General features: G+C 72.2%; 20 protein-coding genes and 1 pseudogene. 14 read left to right on the top strand and 7 right to left on the bottom strand.

The window, feature by feature from the left end:
* Positions 1–102 precede the first annotated feature (102 nt).
* A complete protein-coding gene (locus QSK31_RS15655) occupies positions 103–366 on the bottom strand; it encodes a UBP-type zinc finger domain-containing protein (protein WP_285684617.1) in 264 nt (87 codons plus the stop codon).
* Positions 363–1,934: a Na+/H+ antiporter gene (locus tag QSK31_RS15650; protein WP_285684616.1), complete on the bottom strand. Its 1,572-nt coding sequence runs from the start codon at positions 1,932–1,934 to the stop codon at positions 363–365. The genes QSK31_RS15655 and QSK31_RS15650 overlap by 4 nt, the downstream gene beginning before the upstream one ends.
* An 88-nt stretch (positions 1,935–2,022) precedes the next feature.
* On the opposite strand from QSK31_RS15650, the gene QSK31_RS15645 reads away from it, so the two are divergent.
* The 6 genes and pseudogenes from QSK31_RS15645 (at position 2,023) to QSK31_RS15620 (ending at position 7,805) form a co-directional block, all read left to right on the top strand.
* Positions 2,023–3,024: a 3-oxoacyl-ACP synthase III family protein gene (locus QSK31_RS15645; protein WP_285684615.1), complete on the top strand. Its 1,002-nt coding sequence runs from the start codon at positions 2,023–2,025 to the stop codon at positions 3,022–3,024.
* A pseudogene (locus QSK31_RS15640) lies at positions 3,024–3,341 on the top strand (glycosyltransferase family 2 protein); the annotation flags it as partial. The gene QSK31_RS15645 and the pseudogene QSK31_RS15640, both read left to right, overlap by 1 nt.
* Positions 3,342–3,502: 161 nt before the next feature.
* Positions 3,503–3,733 carry a hypothetical protein gene (locus QSK31_RS15635; RefSeq protein ID WP_285684968.1) on the top strand — a complete coding sequence of 77 codons (231 nt, stop codon included), beginning with the start codon at positions 3,503–3,505 and terminating at the stop codon, positions 3,731–3,733.
* Between the two features lie 235 nt (positions 3,734–3,968).
* Positions 3,969–5,660: a class I adenylate-forming enzyme family protein gene (locus tag QSK31_RS15630; protein WP_285684953.1), complete on the top strand. Its 1,692-nt coding sequence runs from the start codon at positions 3,969–3,971 to the stop codon at positions 5,658–5,660.
* The gene (locus QSK31_RS15625) at positions 5,657–6,781 is read left to right on the top strand and encodes a cytochrome P450 family protein (RefSeq protein WP_285684614.1); all 1,125 of its coding nucleotides are present in this window, start codon (positions 5,657–5,659) and stop codon (positions 6,779–6,781) included. The genes QSK31_RS15630 and QSK31_RS15625 overlap by 4 nt, the downstream gene beginning before the upstream one ends.
* Before the next feature lie 148 nt (positions 6,782–6,929).
* Positions 6,930–7,805, top strand: coding sequence for an NAD-dependent epimerase/dehydratase family protein (locus tag QSK31_RS15620; protein WP_285684613.1), 876 nt, complete (start codon positions 6,930–6,932; stop codon positions 7,803–7,805).
* Between the two features lie 354 nt (positions 7,806–8,159).
* On the opposite strand, the gene QSK31_RS15615 is transcribed toward QSK31_RS15620, so the two are convergent.
* Positions 8,160–8,765, bottom strand: a complete 606-nt coding sequence (locus tag QSK31_RS15615) for a hypothetical protein (RefSeq protein WP_285684612.1) — start codon at positions 8,763–8,765, stop codon at positions 8,160–8,162.
* A gap of 96 nt (positions 8,766–8,861) precedes the next feature.
* Positions 8,862–9,596: an EcsC family protein gene (locus QSK31_RS15610; protein ID WP_285684611.1), complete on the bottom strand. Its 735-nt coding sequence runs from the start codon at positions 9,594–9,596 to the stop codon at positions 8,862–8,864.
* Positions 9,597–9,726: 130 nt separating this feature from the next.
* Between QSK31_RS15610 and QSK31_RS15605 the strand changes: the two genes are divergently transcribed.
* The 3 genes from QSK31_RS15605 (at position 9,727) to QSK31_RS15595 (ending at position 14,704) form a co-directional block, all read left to right on the top strand.
* Positions 9,727–12,039 (top strand): putative bifunctional diguanylate cyclase/phosphodiesterase, encoded by a 2,313-nt coding sequence (locus QSK31_RS15605; protein ID WP_285684610.1) that lies wholly within the window; start codon positions 9,727–9,729, stop codon positions 12,037–12,039.
* A gap of 121 nt (positions 12,040–12,160) precedes the next feature.
* Positions 12,161–13,069 carry a proteasome assembly chaperone family protein gene (locus QSK31_RS15600; RefSeq protein WP_285684609.1) on the top strand — a complete coding sequence of 303 codons (909 nt, stop codon included), beginning with the start codon at positions 12,161–12,163 and terminating at the stop codon, positions 13,067–13,069.
* Positions 13,070–13,156: 87 nt separating this feature from the next.
* Positions 13,157–14,704 carry a GAF domain-containing protein gene (locus QSK31_RS15595; protein ID WP_285684608.1) on the top strand — a complete coding sequence of 516 codons (1,548 nt, stop codon included), beginning with the start codon at positions 13,157–13,159 and terminating at the stop codon, positions 14,702–14,704.
* Here the strand turns inward: QSK31_RS15595 and QSK31_RS15590 are convergent.
* Positions 14,687–15,421, bottom strand: coding sequence for an alpha/beta hydrolase (locus tag QSK31_RS15590; protein ID WP_285684606.1), 735 nt, complete (start codon positions 15,419–15,421; stop codon positions 14,687–14,689). The two genes, QSK31_RS15595 and QSK31_RS15590, sit on opposite strands and share 18 nt — an antisense overlap.
* A 116-nt stretch (positions 15,422–15,537) precedes the next feature.
* Here QSK31_RS15590 and QSK31_RS15585 point away from each other — a divergent pair, with 116 nt between their 5' ends.
* From QSK31_RS15585 to QSK31_RS15565, 5 genes are all read left to right on the top strand, one after another.
* Complete coding sequence (locus QSK31_RS15585; RefSeq protein ID WP_285684605.1) at positions 15,538–16,185, top strand: hypothetical protein; 648 nt, start codon at positions 15,538–15,540, stop codon at positions 16,183–16,185.
* A gap of 115 nt (positions 16,186–16,300) precedes the next feature.
* Complete coding sequence (locus QSK31_RS15580) at positions 16,301–17,281, top strand: TolB family protein (RefSeq protein WP_285684603.1); 981 nt, start codon at positions 16,301–16,303, stop codon at positions 17,279–17,281.
* A gap of 529 nt (positions 17,282–17,810) precedes the next feature.
* The gene (gene trmB, locus QSK31_RS15575) at positions 17,811–18,551 is read left to right on the top strand and encodes a tRNA (guanosine(46)-N7)-methyltransferase TrmB (protein WP_285684602.1); all 741 of its coding nucleotides are present in this window, start codon (positions 17,811–17,813) and stop codon (positions 18,549–18,551) included.
* A gap of 64 nt (positions 18,552–18,615) precedes the next feature.
* Positions 18,616–20,910: an ATP-binding protein gene (locus QSK31_RS15570; protein WP_285684601.1), complete on the top strand. Its 2,295-nt coding sequence runs from the start codon at positions 18,616–18,618 to the stop codon at positions 20,908–20,910.
* Between the two features lie 49 nt (positions 20,911–20,959).
* Positions 20,960–21,346 (top strand): YunG family protein, encoded by a 387-nt coding sequence (locus QSK31_RS15565; protein WP_285684600.1) that lies wholly within the window; start codon positions 20,960–20,962, stop codon positions 21,344–21,346.
* Between the two features lie 102 nt (positions 21,347–21,448).
* Here QSK31_RS15565 and ggt read toward each other — a convergent pair whose 3' ends face one another.
* Together ggt and QSK31_RS15555 are read right to left on the bottom strand one after the other, a co-directional pair.
* The gene (gene ggt, locus QSK31_RS15560; protein ID WP_285684599.1) at positions 21,449–23,239 is read right to left on the bottom strand and encodes a gamma-glutamyltransferase; all 1,791 of its coding nucleotides are present in this window, start codon (positions 23,237–23,239) and stop codon (positions 21,449–21,451) included.
* 75 nt (positions 23,240–23,314) lie between these two features.
* Positions 23,315–24,775, bottom strand: a complete 1,461-nt coding sequence (locus QSK31_RS15555; RefSeq protein WP_285684598.1) for an alpha/beta fold hydrolase — start codon at positions 24,773–24,775, stop codon at positions 23,315–23,317.
* Positions 24,776–24,810: the final 35 nt, after the last annotated feature.

Genomic DNA, 24,810 nt, shown 5'->3' with positions numbered 1-24,810 from the left:
TGCGCGCTCCTTGTGTGCCGACTCGCCTTGCCACAGACATTCTCACCCAGGCGTACGACAAACCCGCGCTGCGGTCCGTTCTCCGACCGGGACGAGGGACAGCTATCCGATAACGTCGTCCTCGAAACACCAGCGCCAGGACTCGCCGGGCTCGAAACTGCGCATCACGGGGTGGCCCTCTTGCTCCCAGTGCTTGCTCATGTGGCGGCGCGGCGACGAGTCACAGCACGCCACCAGACCGCAGTTCAGGCAGAGCCGCAGGTGCACCCAGTCGGTGAAGCCGCCCTCGACGCACTGCGGGCAGCCCTGCTCGAACGGGGTCTGAGGCGCCGGGTCCGCGGCGTCCTTGAGGTGCTGGCAGATCAATCGTCACTCCGGTTCAGCTGGGACTCTTCCAGGTCCAGATCGCGCTGAGCGCGGGTCAGCACCTCTTCCGGGATGCGCCCCTCGTTCCGGGCGATCTTGAAGACGTGCCGCTCCGCGATGATCATCTCGCGCCGGAGCCTGCTGTACGCCGCGGACGGCGTTTCCTGCTCCTGACTGCCCAACCGTTCCCACGCGCCATTGTTCCGGTTCTCGGCGATCGCCCGCAGCCGCTCGACCACGGAGACGGGCGCGCCGTCGACATTCTCCTCCAACGCCTCCAGGGCCGCCCGGCTGGCCCGGTTCTGCACGGCCGCCTCCGCCAGCGCGTCAGCGGTGCTGGTGTCCTCGCGTACGCCCAGACGGTTTGCCAGGAACGGCAGCGTGGTGCCCTGGATCAGCAGGGTGAGCACGATGATCGCGAAGGCCACGAAGACGAACAGGTCACGTGGGTAGCCCCCGGGCACCTCCTCCACCGACGGCAGCGTCAGCACCGCCGCGAGCGTGACGACGCCGCGCATCCCGGCCCAGGCCACCACGGTGGGCCCGGCCGGCGACGGACGCTCCTCCCGGCTGCGGACCCGCGGGATCAGCCTGGCCAGGTACGTCGCCGGGTACATCCAGACGAACCGCAGCACCACGATCGACCCGAACACCAGCAGGGTCGCCTGGACCGTGGTGACCAGGCTGGTCTCCAGGTCGCCGACCAGCTCACGGAGTTGCAGACCGACCATCAGGAAGACCGCGCCCTCGAGCAGGAACGTGATCAGCCGCCAGACCGCCTCCATCTGCAGCCGGGACGTCGGCGACAGCAGGTAGGGGATGCGATGGCCGAGGTAGAGGCCGGTCACCACGACCGCCACCACGCTGGACGTGTGCAACTCCTCGGCGATGACCACCACGACGAACGGAGTGAGCAAGGACACGGCGTCGTCCAGCAGCGGGTCCTTGATCTTCTTGTGCAACCACGCCGCCAGCACCGCCGCCGCGAACCCGAGCGCCAGGCCACCGCCGGCGATCTGGACGACGTCCCGGCCGATGTCCCAGAATCCGACCGCCGTGCCGGTCAGCGCGCCACCGGCGATCCGCACCATGACCAGCGCCGTCGCGTCGTTGAGCAGGCTCTCGCCCTCGAGCAGGGTGACGATCCGGCGGGGCAGGCCGATCCGGCGGGCGATCGCGGTCGCCGACACGGCGTCCGGCGGTGCCACCACGGCGCCGAGCGCGACACAGGCGGCCAGCGGCACGTCCGGCAGCAGCAGGTGCAGCAGGTAACCGGTGATCAGCGCGGTGAAGATCACCAGCCCGACGGCGAGCAGCATGATCGGCCGCAGCGCCCGGCGGAAGGCGGGGATCGAGGTCTGCAGCGCGGCCACGTAGAGCAGCGGGGGAAGGATGCCGACCAGCACGAGCTCCGGCTCCACGTGAATCTCCGGCAAACCGGGCACGAAGGACAGCCCGAGCCCCGCGACCAGCAGAACCAGGGGCGCGACGAACCCCAGCCGCCGGGCCAGCGCGGCCCCCGTGACGGCGATCACGATCAGTACGACCGTGTCGACGATGCCTTCCATGGCGCACAGCTTATGCGGTACTTCCGGGCCGAGATTTAGGTCTGCTTACTCATGCCGGAGAGGTGCCTTACCGGGAAGGCTTGCCCGCATGAGATCAACCCCCGCCCGCGTGGGCATCACGGCCGTGGCCGGCTGCCTGCCGGACCACGAGCTGTCCACCGCCGACCTGCAGTCCCAGGTCGCCGGGGTCGCCCTGCCGGCCGGGCTCTTCCAGCAGACCACCGGCATCCTCAGCCGGCGCGTGGCGTCGCCGTCGCAGTACGCCTCCGACCTCGCCGTCGGCGCCGCCCGCCAGGTGCTCGACGCGGCCGATCTGGACATTCTGGACATCGACCTGCTGCTCTTCGCCTCGGCCACCCGCGACATGGTCGAGCCGGCCACCGCGCACGTGGTGCAGGCGGCGCTCGGCGGCCGGGCGCACGCCCTCGACGTGACCAACGCCTGCAACAGCTTCCTCAACGGCATCGACCTGGCCCGGTCGATGATCCTGTCCGGCCGGGCGCGGCGCGCCCTGGTGGTCACCGGCGAGACACCGACCCGGGCCATGCGCCCCCGCATCGAGGGGCTGGTCCAGGCCAGGCAGGCGTTCGCCGGTTACACGTTCGGCGACGCCGGCGCGGCCGCCCTGGTCGAGCCGGTCGCCACCGGCGGCATCCTCGACGTCGACACCGAGACCCACTCCGAGCACTGGCCGGTCGGCGGCATCTTCGGCGGCGGCTCCCGGCACCCCCGCGGCGACGAGCACACCTACTTCACCGGCGACGGCCACCGCCTGCGCGGCGTGTTCGAGAAGATCGGGCCCGGCCTGCTCGAGCGGGTCAACCACCGGGCCGGCCTGACCTTCGCCGACTACCGGCACGTCCTGGTCCACCAGGTGACGATGCCCTACCTCGAGCGTTTCGTGGAGGTCACCGGGGTGCCGGAGGACAAACTGGTGATCACGGTCACGTCGCTGGGCAACATGGCGTCGGCCACGCTGGGCGTGCAGCTGGCCCGCATCCGCGACGACCTGCGCCCCGGCGACAAGGTACTGCTGGTCGGCCTCGGCGGCGGGGTCAGCCTGATGACGATGATCTGGGAGGCGTCGTGATGTGGGTGGTGGTGCCGGCCTATCAGGAGGCGGCCCGCATCGGCTCCACCCTGGCGGCCCTGGCGGCACAGACCGACCGGGACTACCGCCTGCTGGTCGTCGACAACGGCTCGACCGACGCGACCGGCGAGATCGCCCGGTCGCTGGGGGCTGAGGTTCTGGTCGAGCTCGAGAAAGGGGTGGGTTGCGCTGTCGACACCGGTTTCCGGTACGCGATAGAGCACGGCGCAACGCACATCGCCCGCACCGACGCCGACTGCCTGCCTCGCCCCGGTTGGCTGGCAGCGGCCCGTGCGTCGCTCGACGCCGGCGCCCAGATGGTCTGCGGCCGCATCACCGCCCGCCGCGACGAGCACGGCGTCCTCGGGCGGGCGCTCTTCGCCTCCCTGGTCGCGGCGGCCGCCCTGTTCGGCCGCCTGCGTCCCGCCCACCGATCGGCGGGCTTCCAGGCCCCCTATCGCATCACGCCGGCAACAACATGGCCCTCACCGCGACCCTCTACGAGTCCTGCGGCGGCATGCCCCGCCGCCCCTCACCCACCGACCGCCTGTTCCTCAATCGCGTACGCCGCACCACCCCGTCGATCGTCCACAACCGCACCATGGTCGTCGAGAACTCCACCCGCCGCCTCCGCGCCTACGGCCTCGTGGCCACCGCCCGCTGGTACCTCGACCAGGGCAGCGGCCTCCGAACGGCAGACCCCCGCTGATGCCCGCCCTCATCCACCGCCGCTCTCCTTCCGCCGCTCTTCCACCGCCCGCGCTCCCTCATTCCCGGCGCGCTTCTCCGCCGCGCGTCCCTCATTCCACCGCGCGCACTCTCTTCGCGGCACGCTCCCTCTCTCGGGCGCACTCCTTCCTTCCGGCGCTCCTTCCTTCCGGCGCGGGCCCTCTTTGCGGCGCGGGCCCTCTTACCGGCCGATCCGCCCTTTCGGAGGTCCGCGGATGTTGAGTGAGCTGCTCGGCGGATTACGCGAGGGAGACGACCGGCCCGCTCTGCGGGGCGTGTCGCGGGCCGACCTGGGCAGGCTCGTCTCCGGGTACGCCACCGCGCTGCACGCGCACGGCCTCGTCCCCGGTGACACCGTCGGCCTGGCGGTGCGCCCCGGCGCCGGTGCGCTCGGGGTGATGCTGGCGGCGTACCGGATGGGTCTGCGCATCGCGGTCCTGGACCCGACCGCCGGGCCGGACGTGCTGCTCGCCCGGCTGACGACGGCGCAGCCGAGGCTGGTGCTGGCCGACGCCGCCGCGCAGGCCGTGGCCGGTTGGGCCGCCCCACTGGCCCGGCGCGCCCACCTGGCGCTGCCCGACCTGACGGCCGTCGCTCCCGTCCGGACGATCGGCCGGCGGCTGCCCGGCACGGCCCCCGTCCTGGCGCCTCTGAGCGGCCCGGTCCCGCCCGCCTTCGACGGCGACGGTGACGCGGTGATCGTCTTCACGTCGGGGACGACCAGCCGCCCCCGCGCCGTGGTGCACACCCGGGCGAGCCTGACCGCCGGAATGCGCGCCGTGCACGACCTCGTCCGCCCCCGGCCCGGCCGCCCGGTGCTGGGCGGAACGTTCTTCGTGCTGCTGCCTTCCCTGGCCGCCGGCGCACCCGTAGCGCTGCCGGCCCGGCGGCCCCACGCGCTGGCGCGACAGATCCGGCGCCTCGACCCCCAGGCGACCTACCTGACGCCGCCGCGGCTGAGATCCGCGTTGACCGCCGGCGTACGCTTCGCCGGGCGCGTCTACAGTGGATCCGCGCCGGTGAGCGCCTCCCTGCTCAGAGCGGTCCGAGCCGCAGGCGCCTCCGAGGCCTGGGGTGTCTACGCCCTGACCGAGGTCTTCCCCGCAGCCGCCGTCGAGTCCTCGGACAAGTCCGCCTTCACCCACGAGGGCGACCTCGTCGGCGCTCTCCTCCCCGGCGTCTCCGCCACCGTCCGCCCCAACAACCCCGCACCGTTCCCCACCCCCGGCACAGATCCGCTCCCTGGTCCCGGCGCCGCACCGCTCCCTGGTCCCGGCGCTGCACCGCTCCCTGGTCCCGGCGCTGCACCACTCTCTGGGCTGGGCGCTGCACCGCCCACGGCCTCCGGCGACGCGCCGTCTTCCGGCTCAGGCGCCCGACCGTCGCGCCCGGTCCCGCCGCCGGACGCACCGGTCGCGGGCGAAATCCTCCTGCGCGGCGCCAATGCGGCCGACCGCTATCTGGGCGAGGAGCCGTTCGACCGGGTGGCCACCGGCGACGTCGGCCGCATCATCGGTGACCGGCTCGTGCTGGGCGGACGCGCCAAGGACATGATCCTGCGCGGCGCCGAGAACATCTATCCCGGCCTCTACGAGCCTTCGCTGCACGTCCCCGGCGTCTGGCTCGCGGTCGTCGTCGGCACCCCGGCGGAGGACGGCGACGAGAAGGTGGTCGCCCTGATACAACCGGCCCCCGGCGCCGATCCCGCCCAGGTCCGCGCCGCCCTCCGCGACCCGCTGTCCCGGATGGGCACGGCCCGCCCCGACGCGGTGGTGCTGACCGAGATTCCGCTGTCCGGCCGTTCCCGCAAACCCGACCGCGCGTCCGCCGCAACCCTGGCCGCGACCCTCACCGCCCCCGGCCCGCCGACCGACCTGGACCGCCTCTACGGCAGGCGCCCCCGATGAGAGCCCGCACCCGCGACCGCGCGGTCTACCTGGCCGCCCACCCCTTCCTCTTCGCATTGCTGGCGGCAACCCGCCACCGTCCCGTGCTACGCCTCGGCCGAACCGTCCTGGTCCACGACGACGAGGCTTTCACCGCCGCGCTGACCAGACTTCCCCTGGACCGCACGGCAGCGGGCACCACCGGCGGCGCGGTAAGCGCCCTGACCACCGCCGGCGCCCTCTTCGACCAGCAGGGCGAGGCCCACCGCCAGACCCGCCGCGCATCCGCCGACCTCTTGAGCGCCACCGGCGTGGCGACCTTGCGTCCACTCTGGACGGATGTGATGAAAGAGGGCCTCCGCCCACTGGCCACAGGTGCGCAGGTCGACCTGGTCCCGCTGGCCGCCCAGATAGCCGGCGCAACGGCCCTGGCCCTGCTGTCCGCCGACGACAAGACCCAACCCCGCGCGCCAGCAACAACCGCACATGAGGAGAGTGCTGCGTGGGCTCTGGCGCAGGCCGCACGAGCAGCGGCCGCCGCAACGGCTCGCGAGCATCTGCCCGGCCTGTTCCGTGGCCAGGCGCGCGCCGCCGCAAGAACGACGGCCTCGCACCTGACAGCACTGGTGGCCCCGGACGGAGGCGACCACGCAGGCCTTCACGCGATGCTCGCGGTGGCGGCGATCAACACCACCGTCGCGGCTCTCCCCCGGGCGGCCGCGTGGGCCGCCGACGACAACCTGTGGGACGCCGCCGCGGCGGAGCCGGCCACTCTCGCCGACGAGTTGCTGCGCGTCCTCGCCCCGACCCCGCTGCTACCCAGGGCCGCCGCGGCCGACGGCGACCTGCCTCCCGGCTGCCCCGTCCACGCGGGCGACCGGCTGATGCTCATCGCCCGGCACGCGGCCGGCGCCCACCGCAGCGGCCCGGACCCGGCGTCGCCCTCCGCACCGCAGACAGGCCAGCTGGTCTTCGGCATAGGCCCGCACGCCTGCCCCGGAGCCCGCCTGGCCCGCACCCAGATGGCCGACTGGCTGACCGCGCTGGCCCCCTACCGCCCGGTCGTGACACGCGCCCGCCCCGACTGCCGCTCCGCCCTCCCCAGCTGGGCCACCCTGGTCATCCAGGCAGGCACCCCATGACCTGCCCGACGACCGCCTCCTCCCCCGGAGTGACCGTCGGGTGCCCAGCAATTGCCCGCAGGCCGCCGCCTGCCCCGATGGTCCGGCCGGTGATCGATGACCTACCTGACGGCCACGCCACTCGGCCCGAAAGACCGGCGGGCGCCCGATGACCTTCCGGGTGGCGGTCACCGGAGCGAGCGGCTTCTGCGGCGGAGCCGTCGCACAGATGGCCGCCGGGCGCGGCTGGGAGGTCGTCTGCCTGGGAAGACGGCCGGGCCCGGTCGGTACACACCGCCGATGGGACGCGGCATCGGAGACTCCGGACCTGTCCGATGTGGATGCCGTGGTGCACCTGGCCGCCGCCGTGGGTGATCCCGGCCCTTCCGAGAGGGTGTTCCAGGCGGTCAACGTGGACGGCACCGCGCGGGTCGCCGGCGCCGCGGGCTCACGTCCGTTCGTGCACGTGAGCAGCGCGAGCGTCTACGCGCCAGGCCCCTATCCCGTCCCGGTGCGCGAGGACCATCCGACCGGCGGTCAGCGGTCGGCCTACGGCCGGAGCAAGGCAGCCGCGGAACACCGGGCGCCCGGCGCCGTCATCCTCAGACCACGGGCGGTCTACGGCCCAGGCGACCCACACCTGCTGCCCCGCCTGCGTCGGGCGCAACGCGCCGGCCACGTCTGGCTACCGGGCCCCGACGTCCCTCTGAGCCTGACCTCGGTCAACCTGCTGGCCCGGGCCTGCCTGGACGCGATCGCCAACGCCTGGCCGCCGGGCGCCTACAACATCGCCGACCCGATCACCTACCGCCGCGACCAGGTCATAGCCGACGCGCTGGGCGCCCCGATCCGCCACGTGCCGGCCGCCGCGGCCAGGGCGCTGGCCTTCGCCGCCCGCGCAACGCCCACCCCGGTCCTCACCCGCTACGCCGTGGACCAGCTGACCGACGGCATGGTCCTCAACACAACGAAGTCCACCGCCGTGGGCCTCTTCGCAACGCCCCACCCAAGCCTCCCGACGCGGCACAAGCCGAAACCCGACTGACAAGCCGAAAGCCGACTGGGAAGCCAAAGCCGACTGAGAAAGGAAGGTCACGGCCCGCAAGACGGACAACGCCCTCCCGATCCGCCCGCGCGCCCGCATTCGGCGGCGCGCCCGCATTCGGCGGCGCGCACCACGCGAGAGCCTGACCGCGTCGCGCGCTGAACCCGGACAGGCGGCGATGCCGCTCAGGTGCCGCGGGTACGCACACGGAAAGACCACGTCGGGTCTGGGGCGGGTGCTGGCCCACTGAAATATCAAGCCTGACGGTTTCAGTGGGCCAGCACCCGCCCCAGACCCCCACGGTGACCACCCGCAAACCCGGGCGGAAGGCACCAAACGTCAAAGAGTCAAGCGTCAAAGGGTAGGGATGGCGGGAGACCGGAAGACCGTCGCCGAATGCGTGCCGTCACCGCTGCGGCGGGTCACCACGGCGTCCACGGAGAAGACGTAGTGGGTCTTGGGGCTCAGGTTCCCCAGCGAGGCGCTCATCTGGCCGCAAGGCGTGCGCGGCTTGACCACGGTGTAGCCGATGTCCCGCTGGCCGCCCACCTTCAGGTCCTGGCTGATCGCGTACAACCGGAACTCGACCAGGTTGTACCCGCCGATGTTGTACCAGCTCAGCGTCGCGCCTGTGGCTGACGGTGTCACGTCCAGGCCGGCGATGCGGGAGAAGTTGAAGACGTTCGGGGAGCAGATGGGCGTCGGGGTGCGGGTGGCGGCCGTGGTGCCGGTGCGCGGGAGGAAGCCGAACGACACCGACGGGGACGGTGTGCCACCGCCGGAGGTGGGCTTCGGGGACGGTGTCGCGCTGCCCTGGGCCGTCACGATCCAGCTCGGCCCGTCGGCGCCGGATGCGGAACCCGACGGGGGCGAGGACGACGAGCCCGAGATCAGGCCGCAGCCGGACAACAGCAAGGCCGGCACGATCAGTGCCAGCAGCAGTGCCCGATTCCTCTTCACGAGGCTTCAGATCGGAACCGGGGGCCGCCCCCTGAGTGCGGTTCAGTTCCCACCCGGGTGCGGAAACGACCAAGGCCGAGACAAGGCGCGGAGCGGTCAGCTCTCTTCCGGGGGCGGGACGGGCGCGGGAGTGATGGCGGGGCGGCCGTAGTACTCGCGCGTACGCCGGGCCAGGTCTTTGGTCGCGGCCGAGTTGGCCCACGTGCCGAGGATGACCGCCGCGCCGGGGATGACCTTGGCGAACATGCGTTTCGCGGCTCGGATGCCGGCCATCTGGGCGAGTTTGATGCCGAGCCGGAGCATGACGCCGCTGAGCGGGCGGTCGGCGGCGCCGGCGAAGAGGCGGGCCGCCCGTTCGCGGCCGGCTGCGACGCCGAGGGCCAGGCGTGCCGTCTCCGCCACCTTGTGCACCTTCTGCAACACGAGCAGGTCGGTGGCCCGGTCGGCGTGGTTCGGGTCGAGGCCGAACGCCGCCGCCATGTGCAGCACCATCCGGGCCTGGGTCCAGGCGAGCACGCCGACGTCGACGACCGCGCCGGGCAGGCCGGTGGCGCCGGACACCGCGCCGGAGATGCGGGCGTGGGTGGTGAAACGTCTGGCCGCCTGCTGGGCGAGTGCCGCACCGGTGATTCCGGGCTGGAGGCCGCGCTGGCGGTCGGCCCAGCGTTCCGCTTCCGGGCCGAGCCGGCGCACCGCCTCCAGGGCCAGGTGCTCGGGCGCGTACTGCGGGTCTGCCTTCATCCGTGCCCAGAGCGTGCCGGGCGGCGCGGCGGCCGCGTCGTCAGCAGCGTCGGGGTCGAGGGCGGACTGGGTGTCTGCCGGTTCACTCACCAGATCACTCCGAGGGGGAGAGGGGATCTTCACACCATTGTGCAGTGCGGATGCACGTGCACGCGAACCTCGGTCATGGCGAACAGCGGTGAACGCTCATGCCGCGCCCGAGAAGACCGATAGTTCGGACATGGCGGGAGATGAACGGCGCGTCGAGCGGTGCCGCCCTACTCCCGTGCTCATGGCCATGGCCGGAGTGCTGGCGATCTCGGTCGGGCTGTTTCTGCTGACTGTTTACGTGCCGGCTGTGCCGCCGTGGGTCAACTGGCTCCCGAGCATGGCGAGCTGCCTGATGCTGGCTCGTGCCTCGTGGCGCACCGCGAAGGTCTGCGGGCGGGACCGCGTCGCCCGGCGGCTGTGGCGTGACCTGACGGTCGTACCCCTGCTGGTGATGCTCGGGGTCGTCGGGGATCTTCGCCGCGCGGTGGTCGACCCGACCTTCGACGGCGTGACGCATGACATACCCACGGCGGTGCTGTACGGGCTGTCGATCCTGTCGCTGATCTGGATGCTGGTGCGCCTCCCGACCGCCCAGCGGCGGGAGATCAACCACACGGCCCGGTTCGCGCTGGACGCGGCCACGGTCGGCATCACCACGGGCATCTTCGCCTGGTACGCGATCACGCACGCCTTCGGCAGTGTCGAGGCGGCCGGCCCGAACGTCGTACCCATGGTGGTCCTTGCCGCTCTGGGTCTGTGCGGCTCGCTCGCCTTCGTCAAGGTCTCCATGATCGGGATGGGCGGTCTGGACCGGGTGATCACCCGGCTGCTCGCCCTGGCCGCGGCGGTCGGCGCCGCCGGCGGTGGCCTGACCCCGCTGATCTTCGACCTGCGCCCGGGCCTGAGCAGCTCGCACGTCACAATCTCGGCGACGATGCTGGTGGCCGCGTTCGCCGCGGACCGGCAGCGCCGGATCGCGGGGGTGCCGCCGGAGGTCCGCCCGCGCCGGCGCAGCAGCCTCGTCCCGTACGTCGCGGTGGCCGCCACCGACGGCCTGCTGCTCTTCGTCGGCACCGCGGCCGGCGGCATATTCCTGGTGGTGGCGATCGCCGCCGTGCTGCTGACCGCGCTGGTGGCGCTGCGTCAGGTGCACGCTCTGCTGGAGAACGACCGGCTGCTCCGCCGGGTGGACGCCGGCCAGGCGCAGCTCGCGCACCGGGCCAACCACGATCACCTCACCGATCTGGCCAACCGGACCCTGTTCGAGCAGCGCACCCGCGAGGCGCTGGCCGGGTCGGACCGGCGGGCGATGAGCCTGGCGCTGATCGACCTGGACGACTTCAAGGCGATCAACGACCGCCTGGGGCACGCGGTGGGTGACGCTCTGCTGGTGGTGGTCGCGGCGCGGCTGCGGGAGTGCGTACGCGGCGACGACCTGGTGGCCCGTCTCGGCGGCGACGAGTTCGGCCTGCTGCTGGACGGCCTGCGGGGCACCGAGGCGACCGAGGTGCTGGACCGGATCACCGAGGCGCTCCGCCGCCCGGTGCACGCGCTCGGCTACGACCTGCTGGTCAGCGCCAGTGTGGGCCTGGCCGAGGGCTGGGCCGACGCCGAGCCGCAGGAGCTGCTGCGCCGCGCCGACCTGGCGATGTACGCGGCGAAGGAGCGCGGCAAGGGCCGGCACGCGGTGTACGACGCCGAGCTGGAGAAGCACCAGGCGGCCGACGCCGAGCTGGGCGCCGCCCTGCGCACGGCCCTGGACAACGACGAGTTCACGCTGGTCTACCAGCCGATCGTGCGGCTGCCCGACGGTCACTGGACGGGCATGGAGACGCTGGTCCGCTGGCACCGGCCGGACCGTGGTTTCGTCGGCCCGGACACGTTCATCCCGATCGCCGAACGGACCGGCCTGATCGTGCCGCTGGGCGACTGGATCCTGCGGACCGCGCTGCGTCAGGCGGCCGAGTGGGACCGGACGTACGGCGCCGCGGCCCCGCGGGAGATCGGCATCAACGTGTCGGCCCGTCAGCTGCGGGAACCGGGCTTCGCCGGGGACGTGAAGGAGGCGCTGGCCGAGACCGGCTTCGACCCGGAGCGGGTGGTCGTGGAGGTCACCGAGACGGCGGTCTTCGACGGTGGTGTGGCGCTGGACACGTTGCAGAATCTGGTGGGGCTGGGTGTGAAGGTGGCGCTGGACGACTTCGGCACCGGGCATTCGTCGCTGGGCCTGCTGCGTACCTGTCCCGCGGACACCCTGAAGGTGGACAAGTCGTTCGTGGACGGCATCGGCGGCCGCTCGGAGGAGGCGGTCATCGCCACGGCCATGATCCAGATCACTAACGGGCTGCATCTGCAGGCCGTAGCCGAGGGCGTGGAGACCGCCGAGCAGGCCGAAACGCTGTACCGGCTGGGGTATCGGTTCGCCCAGGGATACCACTTCAGCCGGCCGCTGTCCCCGCAACAGGTCGCATCCCACCTCGACGGCGCTACGGTTGCTGCTTAATACCTGACCCGGTGTGCTCACGCGTGAGTTTCGGTGCTGGAATGTTCCGTAACCCCGCGGTGTTGCCGTGGGGGTCTCGCGCGCGAGCGTGAGGTGCAGCCGATCGAGGAGGATGGCCGACGTGCTCGACCCTAGCGGTCTTTACGAGCTGACCGGCGACGTGCCGACGCTGGAGGCGCCTGTGCTGCTCCAGGCGCTGACCGGTTTCGTGGACGCGGGCACCGCGATCCAGCTCTCTCGCGAGCACCTGCTGGAGAAGCTGGACTCCCAGGTGATCGCCACCTTCGACGTGGACCAGCTGCTCGACTACCGTTCCCGCCGCCCGTCCATGATCTTCGTGGAGGACCACTGGGAGAGCTACGAGGAGCCGTCGCTGGCGCTGCACCTGCTGCGCGACGAGATGGGCACCCAGTTCCTGATGCTCGCCGGCCCCGAGCCGGACGTCCAGTGGGAGCGCTTCATCGCCGCGGTGACCGGGCTGATCGATCGGTTCGGCGTACGCCTGACGGTGGGTTTGAACTCGATCCCCATGGCCGTGCCGCACACCCGGCCGGTCAGCGTCACCGCCCACGCCACCGACAAGGAACTGCTGGGCGACCGTGAGTCCTGGCTGCAGCGGGTGCAGGTGCCGGCGAGTGTCGGCAACCTGATCGAGTTCCGGCTGGGACAGACCGGGCACGACGCGATGGGGTACGCCGCCCACGTGCCGCACTATCTGGCGCAGACCACCTATCCCGCCGCCGCCGAGCTGCTGCTGGACTCGGTGTCCTCGACCACCGGCCTGGCCCTGCCGACCGGCGCCCTGCGCGAGGCGGCGACCGCGGTCCGTGCGGAGATCGACACCCAGGTCGCCGACGACGAGCAGGCCACCCGCCTGGTGCAGTCGCTGGAGCAGCAGTACGACGCGTTCGTCCGCGGCCGCGAGAGCAACCTGCTCGCGGGCGGTGGCGCGAACCTGCCGACGGCCGATGAGCTGGGGGCGGAGCTCGAGCGCTTCCTGGCCGAGCAGTCCAAGGACAACGAGAACTAGCTGTAGGTGTAGCGCGCCGCCGTGGAGGCGGGACGGGATCCGACCATTCGCGGGCGGGTAGGGCACCGGTTGTCCGACTATGAGGGCATGCCTCTCTTCCGTTCGCAATCCGGCGACAGCCAGAAAGCTCCGGTCGCGATCCCCCGCGACGTGGAGAGCCTGGAGAAGTTGATCGTCGACCTGGCGGCGGCCACCGACGAGAAGTCGGCGTGGAAGATCACCGTCGACAGCACCGCCGAGGCACACGGATTCGCGTACGGCGCGTGCTGGCTGCCGGGTCCGGACAATCAACTGCACCTGGAGTACGAGAGCGGCAGGATCGCCACCGAGGTGCGCGCGGGCGGCGGTGGCGACGGCTCGCTCCCGCCGGACGCCGGCCTGGTCGGGCGGGCGTTCCGCAGCGGCCGCCCGGTCTACGTGGGCGCGATGGAGCAGTGCGGCGACTGCAGGCGATGCCAGGCGGCGGGGCGGGCCGGGATGGCGGCGGCGATCGTCACGCCCGTCGTCCGGGACGGCCGGTCGATCGCGGTGCTGGAGTACTACTCGCCGGACCCGCTCTACATCGACGGCCCGCGTACGGAGAAATGGGCCTCCATCGCCCGGATCGCCGAGCAGGCCCGGTGGACGGTGCTGGCCTCCGCCGAGCTGCGCCAGGTGGCCGACGACCGGCTCGCGGTGACCAGCGTGGTGACCGCGCTGGGCCAGTCCACGGACAGCCAGTCCGCCCTGCGCATGGCGCTCGACTCGGTGCGGACGGCGTTCGGCTGGGCGTACGGGTCGTACTGGCAGATCGACGACTCCGCCGGGGTGCTCAAGTTCCAGCAGGAGTCGGGGTCGGCGGGTGAGGAGTTCCGCAAGGTGACGCTGGCGGCCACCTTCGCCGAGGGCGTCGGACTCTCCGGCCGGGCGTGGCGGGCCCGTGACCTGGTCTTCGTGCGGGACCTGGCGGAGTTGACCGACTGCGTGCGCGGCCCGGCGGCGATGCGGGCGGGCGTACGGTCGGGCGTCTGCTTCCCGATCCTCAGCCACGGCCGGATCATCGGCACGATGGACTTCTTCACCACCGAGTACATCGAGTTGTCCGAGTCGCGGGCGTCCGCGCTGCGCAACGTGCAGCAACTGGTGTCGCAGCGGCTGGACATCGTGCGGACCGCGGAGCAGTCGGCGGACAACGCGCGGGCGCTGCTCGACACGGTGTCCCGGCTGCGCGCCGCGTCGGACGACGCCACCCGGGTCGCCGAGGAGGCGGTCAGCAAGGCGTCCGCGATGACCCACGAGGTGGAGGCGCTGGGCCAGGCCTCGGTGGCGATCGGCGACGTCATCAAGATCATCTCGTCGATCGCGGACCAGACCAACCTGCTCGCCCTCAACGCCACCATCGAGGCGGCCCGGGCGGGCGAGGTGGGCCGCGGCTTCGCGGTCGTCGCCGGCGAGGTGAAGGATCTGGCCCGGGAGACCGCCGAGGCCACGCAGCGCGTCTCCGAGCAGATCAACGGCATTCAGAACAGCGCGCGTACGGTGAGCTCCGGCATCCTGACGACCAGCGAGACGATCGGGCAGATGGACGCGGTACAGGCCCGGATGAACGAGGTGCTCGAGGAGCAGGCCAAGATGGCGTCAGCGCTGCAGCTGTAGCAGCACCTCCGCGATCGTCCGGTCCCAGTAGCCCCACTCGTGGGCGCCCGGGGCGAACCCGCTGTCCACCGCGATGCCCCGTCCCTCCAGCGCCGCGACGACCGTGTGGTTGTAGGGCAGGGTGTGGTCCTCGGTGCCGCACCGGATGATCAGCCGCGGCAGGCTCGCCGGGTCGGCCCGCTCGATCAGATGCAGCAGGTCGTCGTCGGTGCCGCGGACACTCCGGTCCGGGAAGGACCGCCTCCTCAGCTCCTGCATGAACGCGCGGTCGTCCTGTTCCAGGATGCGGGCCAGGTCGAGCGCGCCGGAGAGCGACGCGGCGGCGGCGAAACGCCCCGGCTGTCGCAGCGCCCACTTCAGGGCGCCGTAGCCGCCCATGCTCAGGCCGGCCACGAACGTGTCGGCCCGGCGGGTGGAGACGTGGAAGAGCTGTTCGACCGTACGCGGGAGCTCCTCGCTCAGGAACGTCCAGAACGGCAGTCCGTACGCGGTGTCGCTGTAGAAGCTGCGGTGCACCTGGGGCATGACCACGGCCAGCCCGGCCTCCGCCGCATAGCGCTCGATCGAGGTGAAGCGCGACCACGCTGAGTCATCGTCGCTCAGGCCGTGGAGCAGGTAGAGGACCCTCTTCTCCCCCGGCGACTCCGGCATGAGGACGGTCATCGTGGTGCTGAGCCCGAGGGTCTCGGACGAGAGGTCGACGCGCATCCGTGCCATCCGGTCATGATCGACGATGCGTACGCGGACGGCCACCCCAGGGTTAGGAATTGTCGTACCCGTCGATTAGTATGTGTGTACTAAAACCGCTTCTGACCTGCGGGGGAAGATCACCTATGACGACGCCTGCCACCCTACCGGCCGCCTCGATCCCGCCCTACGCCACCATGCTCGGCTTCACCCGATATGTCGCCCGCACCGGCCCGTCCAAGGCCACGTTCGTCGGCGGCCTGCGGCGTCAGCGCGAGCGCCGGTCCGGCTTCAACCCGCACGGCCAGCTGGTGAAGGCGCTCAAGGCGGACATCGCTTTCCGTACGCGCGGGAGCTATCTGACCGAGGTGCCCAACCTGGTCAAGCCGCGGTGGAAGCCGCTGTACGACGCGGTCAGCGCGGGCGCCGCGCACTACCTGGCCTCGCTCGGCGACCCCGAGCAGGTGAGCCTGGCACAGACCCGCGAGGCCCTGGCCTCGGTCGGCCCGCTGGCCGTGAAGATCAACCCGCATTTCGGGTTGCGTTACGCCGACTGCCGGCGCGAGGCGGTCCGCCTGCACTTCGACGAGGACCCGCCGAGCGCCGAGGCGATCACCGCGACACTGCACCTGATGTCCCGGCACATGGACCAGATCCTCCCGAACGCGGCGCCGGTGCTCGTCGACCTGCGCCGCGGCGTCAGCCACGTCCTCGATCCGGCGACCAAACCCGGCGACGTGGAGCGCTGGCTCGCCGGAGAGGCGGCAGCCTTCACGGCCATGTGGGCAGCCTGACTTGTCCCTTTAGTCAGAAAATTTTTGGTATCGGCGCGGGAACCCCTTAGGTGCAGCCAGGTTGCGACGATGTCTTCCGGTGTAAGCGGGGGACAACGTCGGGGGGCGTTCGGTAATGAAGGCAGTCATCAAGGTCGCGGGCACGACGGCTCTGGCGGTTCTGGGAATGGCGGCCGGTGCGCTCCACGCGCCGGCCGCCGCCTCGGCCGCGGCGACGCCCACGCTGCCCAGCCTGGTCGCCTACGTTCGCGCCGGCGACGTGTACGTGAGCAAGGGCGCCGCCGAGACCCGGCTCACCAAGGACGGCGGCTACAACCGCCCGCGCTGGTCCACCGACGGCAAGCAACTGGCGTACCTGAAGGGCGGTCAGCTCTGGACCATGAAGGCCGACGGCACCGCCAAGCGCCGGCTCACCACCCGCGCCGCGTCCGGCGCCTCCTGGTCGCCCGACGGCAAGTCGATCGCCTTCGCGTCGCTGTCCTGCACCGGCGGCCCCGGCGTCTACCGCATCTCCACCGTCCTGGCGAACGCCAAGCCCGAGGTGCTGTTCCCCAGCGACTGCCGCGGCGAGGCCCTGCCCGCGTCGCCGTCCCCCGCCGCCGCCGCGTCCGGCGACCTCAACACCCGGCTCCGCACCGACGACGCCGTCGCCTGGTCGCCCGACGGCACGAAGATCGCCTTCCGCGGCGGCAACTGCGAGTCCACCTACGACGCCTGCCTGACCGTCGGCACCGTCGCCAACGGCGCCGAGCGCACCGTCGCCGCGTACGGCGGCGGCGGCCTCCAGAACTCCGGCTTCGCGGTCGTCCCCAGCTGGCGGTCCGACGGCGCCAAGCTGGCCTGGACCGCCTACCAGGAGGGCGAGACCGCCGCCGAGAGCCGCCCCGTCCACCTCGTCGAGTGGGACGCGATCTCCGGCGCCAAGCGCACCGTCGGCGCGACCCTGGACCGCGAGCTGGCCTACCTGGACGCCACCCGCGCCGTGGCCACCGGGCAGCACAACGGCGGCTCGTACGTGATGGTGGTCGGGCTGTCCGGTTCTTCGCGGGCCGCTTTCCACGCCGGCTCCCAGCCGAGCGTGCAGCCTGTCCGCTGAGGTTTTCCTGCTCTTCCGGCGCGCCTTCCTCACCCCGACTAGGAAGGCGCGCCGGCGTTTTCCCACTCCGCTTTCCCCGCCGCTTTCCCCGCCGCTTTCTCTCCGCCCCACGAGCCTCGCCGCCCCACGAGCCTCGCCGCCCCACGAGCCTCGCCGCCCCACGAGCCTCTCCGCCCCCACGAGGGGCGAGACCGCACCGACAGGACCGCGCCAAGGTGGCAGGTCAGCGCAGCAGTGGTAGGCCCCTGCGGCAGAGGCAGGGCAGAGCGGCATTTGAGCGCTGAATGCCACGTCCAGCTACCACTGCCGCGCCGAGCCACCGCCGCGACAGGCCACGGCCGGCTCCGGTGACCAAGCGCCGCCGGCCTCGCGCATGTGGCCGACGTCGCAGGCCGACGCCTGTGGACAACCGCGGAAATCGTCGGAGGCGACCGCTACGTTTGCGCCCACCCAGTGGACGGGGTGGGGGTGGCGGCGGGGGGCCGCGACCTCAAGATCGAAAACCCGTGGCCGTATCGTTGGCGGTGCGATGGATGGTGCTGTGGAGAGGGCCGTGCGGACGTTTCATCCGCGGCGGGGGCGGATGAGCGGGCGGCACGCGGATGCGCTTGCCGAGTTGTGGCCGGACTTCGGGGTGACCGTTGCCGACGGCGACCGGACTCCGCTCGATCTCGGGGAGCTCTTCGGGCGGGTGGCGCCACGGGTGCTCGAGATCGGGTTCGGGATGGGCGATGCCACGGCCGCCATGGCCGCGGCCGACCGCGGGCGGGACTATCTGGCCGTTGAGGTGCATACGCCGGGGATCGGCAATCTGCTCGCGCTCGTCCGGGAACTCGGGCTCACCAACGTGCGGGTCGCCCATGGGGATGCGATGGAGCTGGCGCACCGGATTCCGGAGGCGAGCCTCGATGCGATCCACGTGTTCTTCCCGGATCCGTGGCCCAAGGCTCGGCATCACAAGCGGCGGCTGATTCAGCCGCGCAACGTGGGGCTGCTGCGGCGGTTGTTGCGGGTGGGTGGCGTGTTGCACTGCGCTACGGACTGGCCGGAATACGCCGACGCCATGATCGCCGCTCTGGATGGGGACGCCGGCCTGGCCCGTGACACCGGCCGAGACACCGGCACCGGGCGAGACAGCGACGCCGGGCCGGAACGGAACGCCGGGCGCGACGAGCAGAAGACCGCGAACGGGCGGCCGGAGACGAAGTTCGAGCGGCGCGGAGTGCTGGCGGGGCGCCCGATCGCCGATCTTCTGTACCGCCGGGTCTGATGCATTTACCTGATGACAGGATTCGCTGATTTCGCCGCTCTAATCTGAGAGCGGAGGTCGGTCCATGCGGCGAGATGACCCCGCCCGGCTGGGCGAGGACCTGGGTACGGCAGGGCCGGCTACCACGCCCGCCCGGGCCGATGATCTGGTGCTGGACCTGTCAGGCGTCCAGCCACCGATGCGCGGTGACCGCCCGCCGCCCGCGGGAGCCGAGCCGCGAGAACAAGCCGCGGGGGGAAGGGCGCGAGAACAGGCCGCGGGGGGAAGGGCGCGAGAACAAGCCGCGGGGGAAAAGGCGCGAGAACAGCGCGGAGGGGCCGGGCCGCCGGGGCAGGGGTCGCCGGGCGCGCTGAGCGAGGGCGCCGCCGACCAGATCGCCGAGCTCGTCGCCCGGGCCGCGCGGGCCCCGACGGGGCTCATCTATTTCCTCGACGAGGGCCGGGAACGGCTGCTGCTCGCGGGCGCGCACGGGCTTCCGTCCGCGCGGGAGGACGCCGCCGCCCCGATCGCGGGGAGTCTCGGGGAGCCGATCGTCTCCGACGGGCAGCCGTTCATCATCGAGGACATCGCCGGCGACGCTCGGATCGCGCCCGAGTCGCAGCTGCGGGCCCGCGGTTGGCACGGCGCGTTCCTGGGTCATCCCGTACGCGACGAGGCCGGCGCCATCACGGGGATCTGCTGCGCGTACGACACGGCGCCGCGCCGGTGGACGCCCGAGCAGGTTGCCGCCGTGGCCGCCGCCGCGCAGGTCAGCACGTTGCTGATCGCGGAGCAGCGGGCCCGGTGGGAGGTGGACCGGCAGCGCCGCTTCCTGGACGGGGTGCTCGACTCGCTGCACGACGGCGTCACCGCCTGCGACGCGGACGGGCGGATCGTGCTGGTCAACGCACGGATGCGGGAACTGTGGGACGAGGCGGTGCCGGAGGACGCCCCGGAAGGGCTGACCGACGCCGACGGGAAGCCGATCACCTGCGAGGGCATCAGCCTGTTCCGGGCGTTGCGCGGGGAACGGCTGCGCGACCACGAGCTGGTGCTGCGCCGCAAGGGCCGGCGGACCCGCCGCTACCTGGTGGACGCCCGGCCGATCATCGGGCCGGACGGGCGTACGTCGGGGGCCGTGCAGGCCGTGCGGGACGTCACCCGGCGGCGGCGCGCCGAGCGGTTCCGCACCTGCGAGCTGGCCGTGACCACGGCGCTGGCGGGGGCGCGGACCATCGAGGAGGCCGGGCCTCGGGTGCTGGAGGCGGTGGTCGGCACGCTCGACTGGGCGCATGCCGAGCTGTGGCTGGTCGACGACGCCACGGGCGTGGTCAAGCCGGTGGCGTGCTGGAGCCGGCCGGGCTGGACCTCGGACATCGTGGTGCCCGAGGAGCTGACCTTCGGGAAGGGGCTGGCGGGCCGGGTGTGGCAGGTCCGCAAGCCGCTCTGGATCCGCGATGTCGGGCTGCCGCAGAGCCTGATCTCGGAGGAGACGGCCGCCACCTCCGACCTGCACACGGCGCTCGCTCTGCCCGTACGCCACGGCCTGGAGCCGTTGGGGGTCCTGACCGTCTTCGCCGAGAGCGTGGAGGATCCGGAGGACGAGGTGGTGGCCCTGCTGTCGGGCATCACCTCGATGGTCGCCCAGTTCGTCGACCGCCACCTCGTCGAGGACCTGCAGCGTCAGCTGACCCGGAGCAAGAACGAGTACCTGGCGCTGATCGGCCACGAGCTGCGCACCCCGCTCACGTCGATCAGCGCGTACACCGAGATCCTGCGTGAGATCGAGCCCGCCTCCCTGGCGGCGGACGGCCCCGCCCTGCTCGACGTCGTCGACCGGAACACCACCCGGCTGCGGCACATCATCGACGAACTGCTCGAGCTGTCCGCGCTGGACACCGGCCACGCGGCGATGACGATGGCGCCGGTCGACCTGGCCGATGTGGTGCGCGAGTCGGTGGACCGGACCCAGGAGGTGATCGACGGGTCGCCGCTGTCGCTGACCGCGGAGCTGCCGGAGAAGCTGGTGCTGCCCGGTGACCGGCGGCGGCTGAAGCAGATCGTGGACAACCTGCTGGGCAACGCGGTGAAGTACAGCCCGGACGGTGGCCGGATCACGGTGCGGCTGAAGCCGGTGAGCCGGGCGGCGGAACTGACGGTGTCGGACACCGGGATCGGCATCGCGCCGGAGGAACGCGAGCGGCTGTTCACCCGGCTGCATCGGGCCAGCATGGTGCGGGACAAGGCCATTCCGGGTACGGGTCTGGGGCTCGCGCTGAGCCGGGCGGTGGTCAAGCGGCACCACGGGACGATCGAGCTGGCCGACCACGAGGGGCCGGGAACCACCGTACGGGTGAGACTGCCTCTCGACGCGCGGTGACCTCCGGGGGTTTGACCCTCGACCTGCTCGAGGCACCACTGTCGCCGGCATGGACATCGAGACGTTGCGGCCGATCCTGCGCGCCGCCTGGGGCGCCGACACCTGCGACCCGCACGACCTCCCCGACTGGCATCCCGGCAACCCGTCGCGCGGCCAGTGTGGGGTGACCTCCCTGGTGGTGCAGGACCTGCTGGGCGGCGACCTCATCCTGGGCGAGGTGCACGCCGGCGGCGCCAGGGTCGGCTACCACTACTGGAACCGTCTCCCCGGCGGCGCCGAGGTCGACCTGACCGCCGACCAGTTCCACCCCGGCGAGACGGTCACCGGCGGCGAGGTGCGGCACCGGCCGCCGGACGCCCCGATCCGCCGCTGCCGCGCCCAGTACGACCTCCTCCGCCACCGCGTCCTCGAGGCCGTAGCACCGCCACAGGGTTGAAAGCGGTCGTCGTCGTGGGCGGTGCCGCGGTGCCGGCGGCCACGATGTCGGGAGACGAGCCGGTGGGGCCGGACCCAGCGGGCCCGGCCCCACCCGGCCGGATCAGTTCGGGAACTCCACGGCCGCGGCGCCGCTGCCCCGGCGGGCCGGTTCGGACGAGGCGATCACCCGGCCGTTGCGGCCGAACTCGATCGCGGTCGCCGCGCCGAGCTCCGGCACGTCCGGGCCGAAGGTGTGGCCGAGCGCCTCCAGTTCGGGACCGTACTGGGTGTGGAACGCCGGTTCGGCCTGGATGCCGGCGCTGTTGCGCTGGGAGGCGCGCGGGGCGGCCATCGCCTGCGGCAGGGTCATGCCGAGGTCGATGCGGTTGACCAGGACCTGAAGGACCGTCGTGATGATGGTCGCGCCGCCGGGCGAGCCGAGGGCCAGGAACGGCTTCCCGTCCTTCAGCACGATCGTGGGGGACATCGAGCTACGCGGGCGCTTGCCGGGGCCGGGCAGGTTGGGGTCCGGCGCGTCTCCCTGCGTACCCGTGAAGTTGAAGTCCGTCAGCTCGTTGTTGAGCAGGAACCCGCGGCCGGGCACGACGATGCCGCTGCCACCGGTCTGCTCGATGGTGAGCGTGTACTCGACGACGTTGCCCCACTTGTCGGACACGGTCAGGTTGGTCGTGCTCTGACCTTCCTCGACCGGGCCGCCGACGGGCGCGGGCGTGCATCCCGAGGCGGTGATGTCGCCGGGCGGGACCGGCTTGGTCAGCGCGTGCGCCGGGTCGATCTGGCAGGCCCGCTGCCGCGCCCAGCCGTCCGAGATGAGCCGATCCAACTTCCACTGCGGCGTGTACGCCCCGACGTAGCGGTTACGGTCCGCGAAGGACAGTGCGCTCGCCTCGAGGTACTGGTGCAGGGCCTGGACGCGGGACGCCGACGACAGGTCGGTGCGCTCGATGATGTTCAGCGCCTCGCCGACCGCGGTGCCGCCGCTGGACGGCGTCGACATGCCGTAGACGGTGAGCCCGCGGTAGCCGGATCTGGTCGGCGCCGGGGTGCGCAGCCGGTAGTTCGCCAGGTCGGACAGGCGCATGTTCGCGCCGCGGATCGGGTACGCCCACTCGCCGATCGGGTCGTCGGCGACCGGCGGGTCCTGCACGGTGCGCACGATGTCCCGGGCGACGGCGCCCCGGTAGAAGACGCCGGTGCCCTGCCGGGCGATCAGCCGGTAGGTGGCCGCCAGGTCGGGGTTGCGCTGCGTCGAGCCGACCGCGGGCGGCACGCCGCCGGGCAGGTAGATGTCGCTGGAGGACTCGAACTGGCCGAACACGGCGGCGTTGTCGGTCACCTGCTGACGGAACGTGGGGTCCACCGGGAAGCCGTTCTCGGCGACCCGGGCGGCCGGCTGCAGCAGGCTGCCGAGCGACTTCGTGCCCCACTTGCGGGCGGCCGACTCCCAGGTGGCGAGCGTGCCGGGCGTGCCGACGGACAGGCCGCTGACCCGGGCCTCCGGGAAGTCGTACGGCTGAGAGTCGGCCGGGTCGATGAACCAGTCCTTCGTCATCGACGCGGGCCCGGACTCGCGGCCGTCGATGGTCTGCACCTTGCGCGTACGCGCGTCGTAGTAGACGAAGAACCCGCCGCCGCCGATGCCGGCCGAGAACGGCTCGGTCACGCCGAGGGTGGCGGCCGCGGCGATCGCGGCGTCGACCGCGTTGCCGCCGCGGCGGAGCACCTCGATGCCGACCGCGGTGGCGGTCGGGTCGACAGTGGCGACCGCGCCGCCGTAGCCGCGGGCGGTCGGGCCGTAGGTGTCGGCGGCCTGGGCGGGCGCACCGGGAACTAGCGTGACAAGCCCGAGGGCGGCGACGGCGGTTACCGCCGTGGCACGTCGCAACGGCATCATTGCCTCCACGAATCGATGAGGGTCAGGGTCTCTGCCTACCCGTGTTCGGCCGGTCGCACAACCGGAGGGGAGTCAGCCCACGCCGGCGGCCGCCGGGAGAACGCCCGGGCAGCGTGCCCCGGCGGCGGGTTTGATGAGGTTGACCAGGTAGCGGTCGACATGACCGGTGACGCAGGCGGTCCGGCCGTACGAGACGTGTCCCCACCCGACATAGGTGAGCAGCGAGGCGGAGGAGCCGAGCTGGGCGGCGGCGCGCTGCGACCAGACGTACGGGGTGGCCGGGTCGTGGTAGGAGCCGACCAGCAGGGTGGGCACCGTGGCCGGCCGGAATTCCCGCTGCGGGTTGGCCGCCGGGCCGGTCGCCCCGAGGCAGGCGGCCACCGCCGACAGGGCGAGCGGGGAGACCGGCATGGCCGGGGCGGTGGCTCGCAGGTCGGCCAGGCGGCGGGCGTAGGAGGCGTACCCGACCCGCGGGAAGGAGAAGTCGGAGCAGAAGATGGCCGGGAAGCTGTATCTCTCCTCGTCTTCGGCGGCCCGGCGAGCGGCCGGCGTGGGCGCCGAGGCCTCGTCGATGTAGTAGGCCAGCGCGTCCCACTGCGGGCCGTAGAACGAGCCCAGCGCGATGTCCAGCAGGTCGAAGACGGTCGGCCGGAAGGCGGGGCGGTACGGGTCGACGACCGTGCCGGCGGCAGCACGGACCAGCAGCGCCGACCACATCGCACGGACGTTCCGGCCGTGCAGGACGCAGGCTTTGTACCGCGCGCACCAGCTGACGAACTGCTCGAAGGAGTCCTGCACGGCGGCCGTCCCGTCGGCCAGGAACTCCTTGGTGCCGACGCTGTGGTCGATGACGCTGTCCAGCACCAGGGCACGCACCCGGCCCGGGTAGCGCTCGGCGTACTGCGCGCCGAGCAGGGTGCCGTACGAGGCGCCGTAGAAACTGATCTGCTTCTCCCCCAGCGCCCGGCGCAGCAGTTCCATGTCGCCGGCCACGCTGAGCGAGTCGGCGTGCCGGTAGACCGGGCCGCTGCGCTTGGCACAGTCCCTGGTCAGCTCGCGGTGATGGGCGACGAGCTCCGTGTACGCGGCCTTGCTCCGCACGATCGGCGACGGGCCGGCGTCGAGCAGGGACCGGGCACACACCACCGGGGTGCTGCGCCCGACGCCGCGCGGGTCGAAGCTGACGATGTCGAACCGGGCCCGCAGCGCGGGGCTGAAGAAGCCGGCCGCGCCGAGCACCATGTCCACGCCGCTGCTGCCGGGGCCACCCGGGTTGACGATCAGCGTCCCGATCCGCAGGGCGGGGCGGGCGGCCGTCCTCCGGGCCACGGCGATCGGCAGCTTCTCCCCGTACCCGTCATCTCCGGTCCTGATCGGCACCCGCAGGGTCGCGCACTGGGCGGTGCCGTCGTCCGCGCACGGTTGCCAATCGAGCTTCTCGGAGGACGCGAGCGCCGGTGCGACGGGCAGGCCGATCAAGGGGAGGCCGAGCACGAGGAGCAGGACCACGAGAATGGGCCGGGTGTTTCGCACCCGGCCCATCCTGCGTCATGATCCCGTGCGGGATC

Origin of the sequence: Actinoplanes sp. NBRC 103695, assembly GCF_030269485.1 — a bacterium.
Lineage (GTDB): Bacteria > Actinomycetota > Actinomycetes > Mycobacteriales > Micromonosporaceae > Actinoplanes.
This window is presented reverse-complemented; position numbering and strand designations above follow the sequence as displayed.